This is a genomic window from Bradyrhizobium sp. BRP22 (assembly GCF_020194175.1).
Lineage (GTDB): Bacteria > Pseudomonadota > Alphaproteobacteria > Rhizobiales > Xanthobacteraceae > Bradyrhizobium.
On sequence record NZ_JADYVX010000031.1, the window covers coordinates 1 to 13,051 of the forward strand.

Annotated in this window: 9 protein-coding genes and 4 pseudogenes; 3 read left to right on the forward strand and 10 right to left on the reverse strand. The window is 59.5% G+C overall.

What is annotated here, in order from left to right; translation table 11 throughout:
• The coding region (locus I6F35_RS29680; protein WP_225121250.1) for a transposase family protein at positions 1-143 on the reverse strand (143 nt) is incomplete at its 3' end.
• Between the two features lie 641 nt (positions 144-784).
• Positions 785-1,075: a hypothetical protein gene (locus I6F35_RS29685; RefSeq protein WP_225121205.1), complete on the reverse strand. Its 291-nt coding sequence runs from the start codon at positions 1,073-1,075 to the stop codon at positions 785-787.
• Between the two features lie 1,336 nt (positions 1,076-2,411).
• On the opposite strand from I6F35_RS29685, the gene I6F35_RS29690 reads away from it, so the two are divergent.
• Together I6F35_RS29690 and I6F35_RS29695 are read left to right on the forward strand one after the other, a co-directional pair.
• Entirely contained in the window at positions 2,412-3,296 is an 885-nt protein-coding gene (locus tag I6F35_RS29690) for an isocitrate lyase/phosphoenolpyruvate mutase family protein (protein ID WP_225121251.1), read from the forward strand.
• A gap of 390 nt (positions 3,297-3,686) precedes the next feature.
• Positions 3,687-4,134 (forward strand): annotated as a pseudogene (locus tag I6F35_RS29695) (sugar phosphate nucleotidyltransferase); the annotation flags it as partial.
• Positions 4,135-4,154: 20 nt separating this feature from the next.
• On the opposite strand, the pseudogene I6F35_RS39975 reads toward I6F35_RS29695, so the two are convergent.
• From I6F35_RS39975 to I6F35_RS29725, 7 genes and pseudogenes are all read right to left on the reverse strand, one after another.
• Positions 4,155-4,543 (reverse strand): annotated as a pseudogene (locus tag I6F35_RS39975) (FAD-binding oxidoreductase); the annotation flags it as partial.
• Between the two features lie 45 nt (positions 4,544-4,588).
• Positions 4,589-4,705: pseudogene (locus tag I6F35_RS39980) on the reverse strand (AMP-binding protein); the annotation flags it as partial.
• An 11-nt stretch (positions 4,706-4,716) separates the two neighbouring features.
• The gene (locus tag I6F35_RS29705) at positions 4,717-4,911 is read right to left on the reverse strand and encodes a hypothetical protein (protein ID WP_225121262.1); all 195 of its coding nucleotides are present in this window, start codon (positions 4,909-4,911) and stop codon (positions 4,717-4,719) included.
• Positions 4,872-5,732, reverse strand: coding sequence for a condensation domain-containing protein (locus I6F35_RS29710; protein WP_225121253.1), 861 nt, complete (start codon positions 5,730-5,732; stop codon positions 4,872-4,874). Before I6F35_RS29710 ends, I6F35_RS29705 begins: the two co-directional genes overlap by 40 nt.
• Positions 5,733-5,777: 45 nt before the next feature.
• A pseudogene (locus tag I6F35_RS29715) lies at positions 5,778-6,039 on the reverse strand (nitrilase-related carbon-nitrogen hydrolase); the annotation flags it as partial.
• A gap of 94 nt (positions 6,040-6,133) precedes the next feature.
• Positions 6,134-7,972, reverse strand: coding sequence for an ABC transporter ATP-binding protein (locus I6F35_RS29720; RefSeq protein WP_225121206.1), 1,839 nt, complete (start codon positions 7,970-7,972; stop codon positions 6,134-6,136).
• 562 nt (positions 7,973-8,534) lie between these two features.
• A complete protein-coding gene (locus tag I6F35_RS29725; protein WP_225121207.1) occupies positions 8,535-9,686 on the reverse strand; it encodes a TlpA disulfide reductase family protein in 1,152 nt (383 codons plus the stop codon).
• A gap of 1,690 nt (positions 9,687-11,376) precedes the next feature.
• On the opposite strand from I6F35_RS29725, the gene I6F35_RS29730 reads away from it, so the two are divergent.
• Positions 11,377-12,102, forward strand: a complete 726-nt coding sequence (locus I6F35_RS29730; RefSeq protein ID WP_225121208.1) for a LuxR family transcriptional regulator — start codon at positions 11,377-11,379, stop codon at positions 12,100-12,102.
• A 650-nt stretch (positions 12,103-12,752) separates the two neighbouring features.
• Here the strand turns inward: I6F35_RS29730 and I6F35_RS29735 are convergent.
• Positions 12,753-13,040: a BON domain-containing protein gene (locus tag I6F35_RS29735; RefSeq protein ID WP_225121209.1), complete on the reverse strand. Its 288-nt coding sequence runs from the start codon at positions 13,038-13,040 to the stop codon at positions 12,753-12,755.
• Between the last annotated feature and the right edge of the window lie 11 nt (positions 13,041-13,051).

Consider the following 13,051-nt stretch of genomic DNA (forward strand, 5'->3'; position numbering starts at 1 on the left):
AGCTCCTCTCGGCCTTTGCCGAAGAACTCGAACTCGGTGCAGATCTTGGCGCCGGCCAGCGTCGCCGCCAAGGCGATGACGAGGATGTCCACCAGACTGTGTTGGGCGTTGCTGGCACGCGGATCCTTGAGCGGTGGAAACATGCGCCTGAGATTGCGCACCTTGGTCTCCTTCGGGAATCGGAAAACACCCGAAGAATCCAATTCGCACCGCTATGCAATACCCCTCTAAGGCCATATGCGATTCCCCTACATTTGCAGTGCACTCAGTCCAACCATTCGCGCGCGACCTTAAGAAACTACGCCTCGCGGATGACCTCAGCCGCCCTCGCGGATCACTGTGGCGTTCCATCTCGGGCCGCGGCCGTCGCGAGAAGCTCTACCAACGTGTCACAAACGCACACGAGGAGCATTGGCCGCCGAAGGCTGCTTGATGAATCGGAGGATGCCGACAAAATGTAAGCGGTGATCACGGCTGAGAATAACGGATACCCGATGGTCATGAGGGGCGGGGCTCAGAATGCGATGATAAAGCCGAATAAAACGGATGATGCACAAATATGTGATGTAGCGGCGCAGGTATGCGCGGCTTCCGAGATCGGGTGTGACTTGATGTAGTCGGAACAAGTGGAAATCATCGATCGGGACGTGCTTATGAACACGATCATCCAGCCCACGATGAGACTGTCGCAGCTGTCACCGCGCGAATCTCTTCCGCGGCCTGCCGGGTGTCACTACCAGATGAGCAGCTTAAGGCAGACGCTCGCATCGCATAAGTACTTCGTTCAATGCACTTCGGCAGATATTGTCTCCAGCAATCTTTGTAGCGCTTGCCCGCGATGACGCTGTGTCGCATGGCAAACGGCGCCATCCGACCCCTCTGCGGCAAGCGATTGGATGCACGTCTGCGAGCCCGTGTCGATCGTCTTCGGCACGACCAGGCCGCTTACGAAGGCGACAACAGATAGAATAATGATGAAGAAAGCGATATCCACGGCCGATCCGTAGAGAATATTGACGATCCTTGAAAATCGGCTGCCGGACGACCCCTCGATAGTGAGGCGGGTTGGGGTCATGATCGACTCCGTTAACCCAGCACTGCCCCGTGCAGTGGGGCGCTGAAGAACACAGAACTCCGGCTCACAGCTTTGAAGAGGCTGGTTTGTCGCTAACACCATAGCAGCTATCATTGAGGACAGAGTCGCCGGAAATCTACTCAACACGAAACTGGGCCTCTAGACCTCTAGATCCTGGTAGTTGAACAGTGGTCGAACGGTCGAGCTCCGACCGTGCGGTCGTTCTTGAGAGCGCGCTATCCAGCGCGTCCGACCGAATTGCGCTAACCGCGACGAGATCAAGGCGTTTTTCCTCGGCGGCTCGCCGGCGAAGTAGCGTCAGCGAGAAGCCGCTGACGCATACGTTGCCTGACTTTTGTTGACAGAGAGCGGACTGACCACGCCTATGACAATCTGCGCGTAAGATCGATCAAGGCGTCTTTTCTCGAATTATAGGCAGCGCAAGCGACATGGTCCGGGCGAGCTGCACTATGAACCCGATGATCGGCGGCATGGCGATCCGCGAGGGTTTGCGCTAGGACGACAGTGTTCATGGCGCCAGCGGGTGGATAAGCCGGCCCTCACGGTCAGAAAGTTGGAGATGAACGAGCGCATAAGCCTTAGCTCCCATGGAGGCGATCGGCGGTATCAGTTTCCATACGAGGGCAACGACTTTAGAAGTGGGTGGGACATCAGGCACCGCCGGTAGACGCGGCTGGACAGAAAACTGATCGGAGTATCAGTTTTTGTCCTGCGGGAACTGGTTGGCGCGATGGCGAGGACTGACAGAAGACCCACGTTTGCGGCAGCCGCGACACGGGGCGGCATAGATCAAGACGAACCGCGCCGAGTATTTGCCTTGCCCGCCCTCATCCACGGCGCGAGTAACGCAGCTGAGAGGCCGCACCGTTCACGGCTACCGAAAACGATCGTCCGGTTCGCCATGGACGCTGGCTCTCATCACGAGAAATCGAGATTGTCCAATCGTACTCGGAATGTCGAGCAGAAGGAGATCCGATTCGATGAGCTTGTCGAGCATCGAACGCGTGTGCTGCTAGTTTCCACTAATCTTGTGATTGTAAGTCTTAGCGCACAATGCCACCGCTTCGCTATAGTGTCTTTAGTTGGCAATCCCGTCAACTACCAGCGCTAGTATTTGATCGGAATGACGCAAGCATGTCACGTAAGCACTGAGCTGCGGTGACCCCGTTGCGCCTTGCCCTGATCACGAGCTAGGTGAAGCACCCGCTGAATGTCACGCCGATCGAACGCCCCTGCAAGGAGCGGCATGCAAGAGCAGTCACAATCCTTTGTCGCCAACGGCCCCAGTCGAGCGGCTGACTACTCACTTGCGGAGATGCTGCGCACTGAGATATGCGGCAAGCCCGACCTCACCTTTCTCATGGAAGCCCATGATGCCCTCTCCGGCACGATCGCCAAGCGCGCGGGCTTTAAGGGCTTGTGGGCGTCCGGCCTGTCAATTGCCTGCTCTCTCGGCTACCGCGATGCCAACGAAGCGTCATGGACCCAAATCGTCGAGATGGTCGAGCGCATTGTGGGCTCGACCGAGCTGCCTGTGCTCGTTGACCGCGATGGCGGCTTTGGGAATTTCAACAATGCACGCCTCTTGGCACGTAAACTCCGCCAGCGCTGCGCTGCTGGCGTAGCGATCAAGGACAGCTGTTTTCCGAAGATGGACTCTTTTGTTGGCAATCGGCATCCGCTGGCCGACATCGATGAATTCTGCGGCCGCCTGCGGGCGGTGAAAGATGCAGTCGCCGACGACTTGGTGCTCGTGGCGCGGATCGAAGCACTGATCGCCGGCCACGGAATGGAAGAGGCACTTTTACGCGCTAGCGCTTACGCTGCCTCGGGAGCCGACACGATCCTCATTCACTCGCGTAAGAGCACGGCGGACGAGATCCTCTCGTTCGCGAGCGCTTGGGGGAACTGCCTACCTGTCGTGATCGTTCCAACGAAATACTATCGAACACCGGCCTCTAAATATCGGGATGCCCGCATCTCTACAGTGATCTGGGCCAACCACTCCATGCGGGCTGTAATAGCGGCAATGCGGCATGTCTGCGACCGCATTATCGCAGAGGAAGGCATTGCCGGCATTGAGAAAGATATCGCGACTCTTGACGAGGTGTTCGACTTGTTGAGGTACGATGAGCTTGCCCTTGCGGAAGCGCAATATCTCCGTCCCCCTAGCTGCAGCGATAGCATCTCATCCCGGTAACCAGATACTCGCCTTCGAGCGACTGCCGCATACAAGCGCCTGCCCGATTGGCTCTGCTGCCATCCTGAGCGGAGCATCCGTTTGCCATTTCTATGATGGGAATGTTGTCAATGCCGCAACAGAACTTACACGCTCGCACGATGCAATCCTGCCGTGTTGGATCGGTCTGCTCACCCACGCCTATGGCTAGATGTCGACGCACAGGCATGGGCTCATTTATCGTTCGGAGACCGGCCAGCGAGGACCATGATCCGGCTCTTTCAGCCGTAGCTCGCTTTTCAAGCACGCCGGCAGCTGCGGCAACCACAAGCGATAACAGGAGCTGCTCATCGATTCGTCGGCAATTGGGACGGCGGGACAGGAACTCCCGCGAGGATGGAAAGAAGTAAAATGATTGCCACTGCTCCCAAGAACGCCATCATTCTCGCAGCTGGGTTGGGCTCCCGCCTCCGTCCTCTGACCAATATCTGCCCGAAGCCGCTGGTCACGGTCAACGACACTCCGATCCTTCACAACGCTCCGCACAATCTGCAATCCGTCGGCGTGGAGGAGGTGACGATCGTCGTCGGTTTCCGGAAGGGATGCCATTCAATATGCCTGCGGCAGCCGTTTTGGCGAGCTCAAAATCAACTACGTCGATTCGCCCCTGTTCGACCGTACTGGTAGCGCCTATTCCCTATGGCTTGCGCGTGAGGTGCTTCTTTCGGGAGACTGCTTTCTTCTCGAAGGCGACGTGTATTTCGAGGAGGATGTACTGCGTTACCTGATGAACAGCGAAGCGGCCGATGCGGCCGCAGTTGCTCCCTTCACTGAGTTGATCGAGGGTTCGGCGGTTCTGGGAGCACCGCGCTTCTGTCATTGTTCGGCACGCATCTGGATTTCCTGCAGATCCTTGCGCCCGATGGCGCAATGCAGGTGCCCGCGCGCTCAACTTGGCATTCAATGCCGTGCTTTTCGATGAGCTCGAAAACCTTTTGCGGTCCACGACCGAGCAGTTCGATCAGCCGCTCCCCGAACGGAGAGCCAAGTGTATCTGCGAGCGTGTCGGGCATGACCCACATACCTGCATTGACCAGACCGACGTTACGCCCGGAACAACCGAATCCAATTTCGGATGCCTCGAGCAAGCCGACGCGTATGCCGGCCTCCGCAAGGTGAATGGCCGAAGAGAGCCCAGTATATCCGCCGCCAATCAAAACAACGTCGGCGTCCGCATCTGCCACAAGAGGACCGGAATCGGCCAGCAGTAGCTGCGGCGCTGCAACCTCAACAACCTGCCGCAGCTGAGCGGACGGATAGGCCGGATCGAGCGGCAGATAGGCGGCCCCTGCCTTAAGGATCGCGAGCACCCCCACCACCATCGCCACACTGGGTTGAAGGCAGATCGCGACCGGCTGATCCGGCTTCACCCCGAGCGCGATCAGATGATGCGCCAGGCAGTTCGCCCATTGAGCTCGCCATAGCTTAAGCGCTCGTCGGCATGGAGCACCGCCACTGCGTCCGGCGCGTTCCGCACCTGCGCCTCGAACAGCTGATTGATACACTGCTCTGACGGATAAGGTGCCGCCGTCCGGTTCAGCTCCTCGAAGAGGTACGCGCGCTCTTCAGGCGGCATGATGTCCAGGTCTCTCGCACCGGCGTATTGGGCGCATGCTCTAGCGCATCAGCCAGCCGCTCGAGTGCCCGCTGCATATAGCCGCAGACCCGATCCGGAGAGATGACCGCGACCACCCTCGCCGTCAACCCGAGCGCCTCGCCAAAATCCTCCACCGCCAATGTAAGGGGATACTTGGTGCGCTCCTCGCCGCCGAGCCATTCAAGGCCCGACAGGACCTCATCGACTGCGGAGACGACCGGTGGCGTGTTGTGGCGGTAGCTTAACAGTGAACTGAACAGCGGCGCCGGGGCCGCAACGCCGCTGCAGCGTTGCGCCAGTGCCAGCGGGGCCTGCTCGTGCGCCAGCAGCGCGGCCAGCCGGACGTGTGTGATGCGCAGGCTCGCCTCGACGGCGGTCTCGTCAAGATCAAGCCGCAGCGGCAGCGTGTTGATGAGCAGGCCCATGGTGCGGTCGCCACCCGCCCCGCCATCCACGGGGCCGAACAGCACCTTGCCGAACACCACCTGCTCGCGGCCGCTGCTGCGCGCCACCACCTGCCCCCACGCCAGGTGGCACAGGCTCGCCAGGCTCACCCCAAGCCGCCGCGCCTGGCTGCGCAATCGCGCGTTGAGCGCCTGCGGCAGCCTCCGATGCGCCTCATGAACCCTGTAGCCTTCGCCGCGGACCTCGCTTAAGCCGAACGGCAGGGTCGGCTCATCGATATCTGCGAGCCACGACCGGAAGAACTCTTCATGCGCCTTTGCATCAACGCCCACGCGCGGCTCCGTCACCAGCTGCAAAAGGGGGACTATCAGCTCATGTTCACGTCCATCAAGCATGGCCTGAACCTCGGCATGAATTACTTCCAGCGTGGTGCGATCCCCGAGCGAGTTGTCGAAATAGCGCAGCACAAAGCCGCGCCCGATTGCCCAGGGCCGCGAGTCCAGCCACATGTACCAGGGATAGCCGGTGGAGAAAGGCTTCCGGGAATGCAATCGACTTGGCGCCTTTTGAGGCGGCTTCCTCGATCAGCGCGATGGTCCTGTCGACGGAGGCATCAAGGTCGAGCCAGACGGGCTCCGCATGCACTGCTGCGACCTCGTATTTTGGATGCTTAATGCCAACCGCTCTGCACCTTAGTGTCATACGCCTGGCCGATCGCCTGTGAACGGCCGAAATGTGCACGCGGCTGCTCGGTCAGATCTGTTTCAGTCGCTTCCTGCAGCCAAGGTAAATCACGCTAAAACTGCGGAGATGCTGGCAAGCGTGCTTTGGTCTGGCCTGGCCCCGAGAGCTGACCAAACTCGACGGCCTGCCGCTCGAACAGGCTGCGATAGATGCCGCCGGGTTGCGTGGTCAGCGCGGCATGGGTGCCCTGCTCGACGATCTCGCCGCGATCGAACACCAGGATGCGCTCGAGGCCGCGCACCGTCGATAGCCGGTGCGCAATCACGATCGAGGTGCGGCCCTTCATCAGCCGTTCCATCGCCTCTTGGATCAGCGCCTCCGATTCCGAATCCAGGCTCGAGGTCGCCTCGTCCAGGATTAAGATCGGAGCATCGGCAAGGAACGCACGCGCCAGCGCGACGCGCTGCCGCTCGCCGCCCGACAGGTTTATGCCGCGCTCACCCACCAGTGTGCCGTAACCCTTTGGGAATCGTATGATGAAGTCGTGCGCATTGGCGAGCTTCGCCGCCTGCTCGATCGCCGCCATGCTGGCGCCCGGCCGGCCATAGGCGATGTTCTCAGCCAGCGAGCGATGAAACAGGATGGGCTCCTGCTCCACGATCGCGATCTGGCTGCGCAGCGACTGCTGCGTGGCTTTCGCAACGTCCTGGCTGTCGATCAGGATTCGCCCGCCGGAGACTTCATAGAGCCGCTGAACCAGCTTCACGAATGTGGTCTTACCGGAGCCGGAGCGGCCGACCAGACCGATCCGCTCTCCGGCGCGGATGTTGATCGACAATCGGTCGTAGAGCGGCGCGCGATCCCTGCCATAGAGGAAGGTGATGTCCTCGAACGTGATCCTTCCATCGTGAATGTCGATCGGCTTGGCGTCCGCGGCGTCGACAATGCCGATGGGCTCGCCATGGATGGTGACCAGTTCCTCCATGTCGTTCGCCGAGCGCTGCAGGTTGTTGATGTGCATCCCGACATCGCGCAAATAGGCGTGGATGATGTAATAGCTCGACAACACATAGGTGACATCGCCCGGCGAGGCGCGCCCCGCTATCCAGAGCAGGACAGCCCCGCCGATCACCGAAGCGCGAAAGCACAAGAGCATTACGAGCTGCACCGCGCTCGTGCCGTTGGAGCGCAACCAGGTGCGCTGCACCCGCGCCCGCCAGCGTCTGAGGACACTGCCAAGCCGCGCATCCTCACGCGCCTCTGCGCCGAAGGATTTCACCACAGAATTGCAGGTGAGTGAGTCCGCAAGCGTACCACTGACTTTGCTGTCCCAGGCGTTGGAGACGCGCGCCGCCGGCGCGATGTAGCCGATCGTGAATGCCGTCGTCATGGCGACATAGATCACTGCGCCGAGACCGACCACACCGCCGAGCACGGGCCAATGCAGGCCGAGCAGGATCGTCGAGCCTACGAGTACCACGAGCGACGGCAACAATGCCATCAGGATCGTGTGGTTGAGCAGGTCGAGCGCCCACATGCCGCGGGTGATCGTGCGCACGGTCGAGCCGGCAAACGAGTTGGCGTGCCAGTGGGTTGAGAACCGCTGCACGCGCATGAAGGCCTCACGCGCCACATCCGACATGGTCCTCAGCGTGAACGGCACGATCGCCTGCAAGCCCGTAAGCCGCAATATGATCGAGAGCAGGCCAAGCGCGAGGGTAGCAACGAACGCAATCAAGGCGGCATGTCGCGCCGCCTGATCGGAGGGGTCCGACGTCAATGCATCCACCAGACGGCCGGAATAGACGGGCATGAACAGGTCGGCGACTGTCGCCCCTAAGAAGCCGACGAGGATGATCGTGGCACGGACTGGCTGCTTCAGCCAGTGCTCCAACACAAACGGAAGAACAAGGCCGATGGCTGCGGCTCGTTTGTCATCTTGACTGGTCATGGCGCCGGGGGGTTGTGCCGCACGCGGTGTAAAGCCCTTCGATCCAGACGCGATGTGCCCAACGCGCCGTCCGAGGGACACAAGAAATGCCCGGATTCTGCGGGCTGCGGCCGAAATCTTCTACCCATTTCACCCACTCTTTACGTAAGCGTTTAGCTGAAGCGGCTCACGCTTTGCGGACTCTCCAGCTGAGAGCATCCATTTTCCACATCGGCCAGCCTTGCGCGATCTGTTCGAGAGCTTGTGTGAGCCAGGTATGCGGTATCGATGTCACTTATCTTTGCCCGTCTGCAGAACCGTGGCTCGTTCCGGCCGCCGCCATGGCTATACGCAAAGCTGCATTTCGATGAAGACGTGTTCAGCATATGACCGTCAGAGGCTTTGCATTATGGGATCGCGGCGCAACTTCACCTCGAAGATCACCTCCGCCTCGATCCGGACTGAGATCATCGCAATCCGAATCTCCAACGTGCCGCAAACGATGCACCGCTGTGCTCCTTATCGTTAGTTGCCGCCGCCCGCCGGATAAATGGACGAATTGGCCAGTCGGCAACTCCGATCGTCACCCTTTTTCATGTTTTCTCCTCCGGCGCCTGCGCCTTGGTACTTTGGCAAAGCCGGGTTGCGGAGTGGCACAAACTGACCCGTAGCAGGCCTTCTCACCCTTGTAGTTGGCCAGCGTTTGGACCAATGCCGACATAACCTGCTGTTTCAGCTTGTCCGGGATAGGTGCGGGGCCGTCCAGCGACTTCAGCGTCACCTCGACCAACTCGATCGCGCGATCCTTGTTACCGCTCTCGTAATAGTACTGAGCGACCGCCCCATAGGACAGGAACCTAGGGCCCTCGCCGCGTTGTGGAGGATTCACTGCCAGAATGTGTTCGGATAACTCCTTGCCCATCGCAAAGCGCTCGGCCTGCGGCAAGTGAGAATTGTCATTCGCCGGATCAAAGAGCTGGCGCATCGCCCCGGCCATCCACACCTCGGATTTTTTGTTGATCGCATCACGAACCAATTGGCGCATCACCGGCAGGCCGGCCTGCAAGTCGTGCATTTTGTGAAGCAACAGATCCGCGTGGAGCACGCGGAAGTTCACGTCATCGGGAAGAACAGCGACGGCTTCTTCGAGCACTGAAACCGCCTTCGCCCAATCCTGCGCCTTCATCGCCGGCGTCAGTTTGGCGAAGATCGGCTTTGTGCGTTTGCCTTCGGAGATCCGCTCAGCATCGCGGGCTTTCGCTTCATCGCTGGTGCGCCAGCTGCCGCTCAGAATCTTGGGCAAAACGTCAGCAAGTTTCGCCGGAAAACCGATAAAAGCGATGTGGCCGTCACGGTCGACGACGAACGAGGTGGGAATCCCGACAGAAAAGCTGGGATCCATCCAAAGCTTGTCCATTTCGCCTATGTAGTCGAACCCGATCCTGTAGTTGAGGTTCGGCAACTTTTCGGTCAACCATGCGTCCAACTTGCTTCGGGCCTTGTCCGCTGTTTGAGCGCGTTCAAGAGCTGCTATTCCGACAACCTCAACTCCGCTATCTCTGTATTTCTCTTGCAGCTGTACCAGATCGGACAGCGCCGCCACACACGGTGCGCACCAAGTCGCCCAAAATTCGACGATGTACACTTTCCCGGGCTGAAAGCTCGTGAGGGGCTGGCCACGCAGCCAGTTCTCCACCTTGATCGGAGGAGCTGGAGATTCTAAGCCCAGCGCCATGTTACTCTCCAAAACTATTGCCAAAAGTTGCGCGACTTTTTTTCGCTAGCTGATCTCTGATCGCGGCCGCGACCGATGGAAGTGGTGCCTTGGGGTAGACCGCCTGCCGAGCGAGATCCGCCGCGAATGTCGGTGCCGCCGCGCCAAGCGCGACGACGCACGAAATCACAAGCAACAAGTTCTTCCTCTCAGGAGCAGCAAGGAAGGAGAGCACCGCTCATCTCGCGTCTGTGTGCACGCAGCACCCGTTCAGTATTGCTGCACCTTAGTAGCAACCTCCGTGCCAGCATCGTCTGCGCGCGCTAAGCGCCTGATTGCGCATGAATACTCGACGGCACTCCACGCCGACCAATGTTTTGAACCCGACGGGCTTTGTGCCGCTGTCGGAATTTGAACAAGAATTGCGCGCTTCTCACCGCGAGATAGCTGATTTGGTGTTGTGAGCCGCCGAACGGAGACTTGGTAATCCCGCTGCCTGCTAGACAGGATTAGAAGCGAGCGACGATGTAGATCGGGCTCGAACGAGCCAACGCCGTGGACCGGCGGTTCGTATTCGTGGTCGCTGACGACGGAATTATTCGTCGGGCACTTTCGCGGGTACTGCGGATGTCGCGTTTCCCACGTATGTCGCATTTGCGCCGATCGCCGAACATCGGTCATTGGATCGCAAATTCTCTCATCGCTTGTCTTCACGTCAGATTTTCGGAAGCGCTGCGACTGGTACGAGGATTGCTATTCTCATCCCAGGTGCCCAGAACCTGTGGACGGCCGCATGCACGATACCGCCTGGACCAAGCACGTCTCCTATTTCGCCCAGGGTCATGTGCGACATGTGGCCACGGGCAACTCCAAGCAGAGGGGGGATCGTCATCAACTCACACGATCTTCTTACGACGTGAGGCGTGCTGCAGCCTGGCTATCAGATCGACGGCGGGTTCGCCGTCATCATGATGGGGCTCCTGATGCCGCGCAGTTCTTTACGGCGCCGCCCCGAGCCTGCGGTCGCTCATCCCGTCTGCCGCCGGCGTCGGCATAATGGCTAGCACTCCGCATCATCCAGAAAACTTGGCACCGCGTTTCGAAAGAGACCATTGATAAGCAGAAGGCTGAAGCGTTGCGCTCCTATCGTGGACACCAACTACGGAGACTGACTCATGAATATCGAACCCTCACATCGGCTCGAGGAGAAGCCAATCTATAACGGCGTTCCCATCGATCTCGCTCGTCTCCTTGTCGGGGTGCGCTCGCCCAATGCCGCGGCCGCAACGGTTGTTGCTCGTGAAGGCCGGCCCCCGTGCGGTGTTAGGATAAGGCAGAGCGCGATGTGGAGATCACCCGAGAGGGCTGCGTCGAATGCGGCGACTACCGCGTCGTCGGCGAGGCCGCCGGCCGACATCAGATGGAGCCAACCGCCGAGAGTTATGGTGTCCTGTTCGCGTGTAGGTGCACGTAATATCTCCGTTGCTGACCGGCGGACTCGCGGGTTCGGGTTGACCCTGTCCCTTCTGAGCGCCTGATGCGACAGGTCAACGAATTCGGGAACGGCGTTTGCCGCAGCGCCCGAATGCTCAGGCTGAATGAAGGCTCCCCGGGCAAGGGCTTCCCTGGGCGGAAATAAACTCGAGTCTGCCTAAACACGCTCAATCGAACGGCGCAATACCGCGTCTTCGCGGGCCTTGTGAGGCGCCAGATGGATTTATTCGGCTTCGTCGAATGCGCTCAGCGAACGCGCTCTACTAAATCGCTGTTCGATCTTCTTGTGAGCTGTGCGAGCGAGGAGGGCTTCAGTGAAGTCGCTTACGGAGCACTCACCTTCGCGGAACCGCCTCGTCTACCGGAATATCTGCCACCCGCAGTAACCGTGAACTTCCCGGCTGACTGGTGCCATCACTATTTTGAACGCAACTATCATGTCATCGACCCGGTGGTCCGGCGGACACCAACGCGCCCTGGGCCGTTTCTGTGGGACGAACTCGCCAAACACTATCAACTGCAGTCCAGCGAGCAGCGCGTATTAGACGAGGCCAGAGAGGCGGGTCTGAAGCATGGTATGAGCGTGCCATTGTTTGGAGCATTGGGCCGAATATCGGTGGTATCCTTTGCATCACCTTTCGACGACGCCGATCCGCAGTATCGCATGAGCCACCTCAAGGCGCTGGCTTGGCACTTTCACGTCGCGTTTGGGGAGATCGAGCCGCCCTCGGATAGCAGCTGCAACGGGAAAGTGGTCCTATCCGAGCGCGAAAAAGACTGCCTGCGCTGGGTTGCAGAAGGAAAATCGTCGTGGGAAATTGGGAAGATACTGCAGATCAGCGAGAATACAGTCAATTTTCATCTTAAGAACGTGATGCGCAAGCTGGGGACGACGAGCCGCACCAAGGCCATCGTGAAGGCGATTCGCGACAATCTCATTTGAAATCTAAGCGGCAGCAGCGTTGGCAATTGAATGTGGGGCTGCAAACTGATTTGCGCGGCAGCCCTAGCCTGGATTGATGCAAGTTGGATGAAAGCGATAGCTGACGGCAAGCCCCCGCGGACAGCAGTGAACAAGCTCCGGATATCCAGGTGGCCGCGGTAAGAACGAATGCGCCCTGCAGACGCAAGGATGATGGAGCTTCATCGGCCCACTGCAGCGGAACGACACAGGAAATGCAGTGCCCCCCAAACAAGCGCGCTACCACAAGCAAAAAAAGCCAATCGCCGGATCAATTCGACCTCGATCGTTGGAAGATCGCGGCACGTTCGCATTCCGGCTCTTCGCTTGGGAGGTCGATCGGATTCGGATAAAGCGTGCGCGAGAATAACGCGATCCTGAGCACCGGCGTCTGGATCGGACGCCTCGGTGGCGGTTGCCGGCGGCCATTTCTCGCTACCTGCATTTCAGGGCTGCTGATCGAAGCGGTGTTTGCTCCAGAGCGCTGCCTGAAGCAGTAACCCACGACCTACAGAATTGCGACAAAAGTCTGCACCAGGCCGAAATTCAAGGAGTTTCGAGGGATCAGGAGCGCTGCAATCGGCGCGGCCAGGATCAGCATGAGGCGGTGCCGCCATCGCTGCGCTCCCCGTTTAACCGGCCGCCTTGATGTCCGCGCGCGATTCCACATAGTAGCTCGAGTAATTGTCGAAGGAAGAAAGATGATGGCGAACCTCCTTAACGCCTGCGGTGTTCTCCGCAAGGACGACGGCCGCTTTTCGGACGTTCTCGTCGAGGATGAGGCCGTGCAGGTGAACAACGCCCTTCCGTACCGCCACCTGGAAGCCGGTGGGACGCCGATCCGTTCCGTCGATCTGACGGATGATGCTGTCGTGGATGCGCTCGTCGTCAGCGGTCGGATTCGGGATTTCCTTGGCCAAGCTGGCGACAG

Bases quoted from the DNA above. Each gene is read 5' to 3' on its own strand.
- I6F35_RS29685 (WP_225121205.1), bottom strand. From the start codon at position 1,075: ATGACCCCAACCCGCCTCACTATCGAGGGGTCGTCCGGCAGCCGATTT.
- I6F35_RS29690 (WP_225121251.1), top strand. From the start codon at position 2,412: ATGCTGCGCACTGAGATATGCGGCAAGCCCGACCTCACCTTTCTCATG.
- I6F35_RS29705 (WP_225121262.1), bottom strand. From the start codon at position 4,911: ATGCCGCCTGAAGAGCGCGCGTACCTCTTCGAGGAGCTGAACCGGACG.
- I6F35_RS29710 (WP_225121253.1), bottom strand. From the start codon at position 5,732: ATGCTTGATGGACGTGAACATGAGCTGATAGTCCCCCTTTTGCAGCTG.
- I6F35_RS29720 (WP_225121206.1), bottom strand. From the start codon at position 7,972: ATGACCAGTCAAGATGACAAACGAGCCGCAGCCATCGGCCTTGTTCTT.
- I6F35_RS29725 (WP_225121207.1), bottom strand. From the start codon at position 9,686: ATGGCGCTGGGCTTAGAATCTCCAGCTCCTCCGATCAAGGTGGAGAAC.
- I6F35_RS29730 (WP_225121208.1), top strand. From the start codon at position 11,377: ATGGATTTATTCGGCTTCGTCGAATGCGCTCAGCGAACGCGCTCTACT.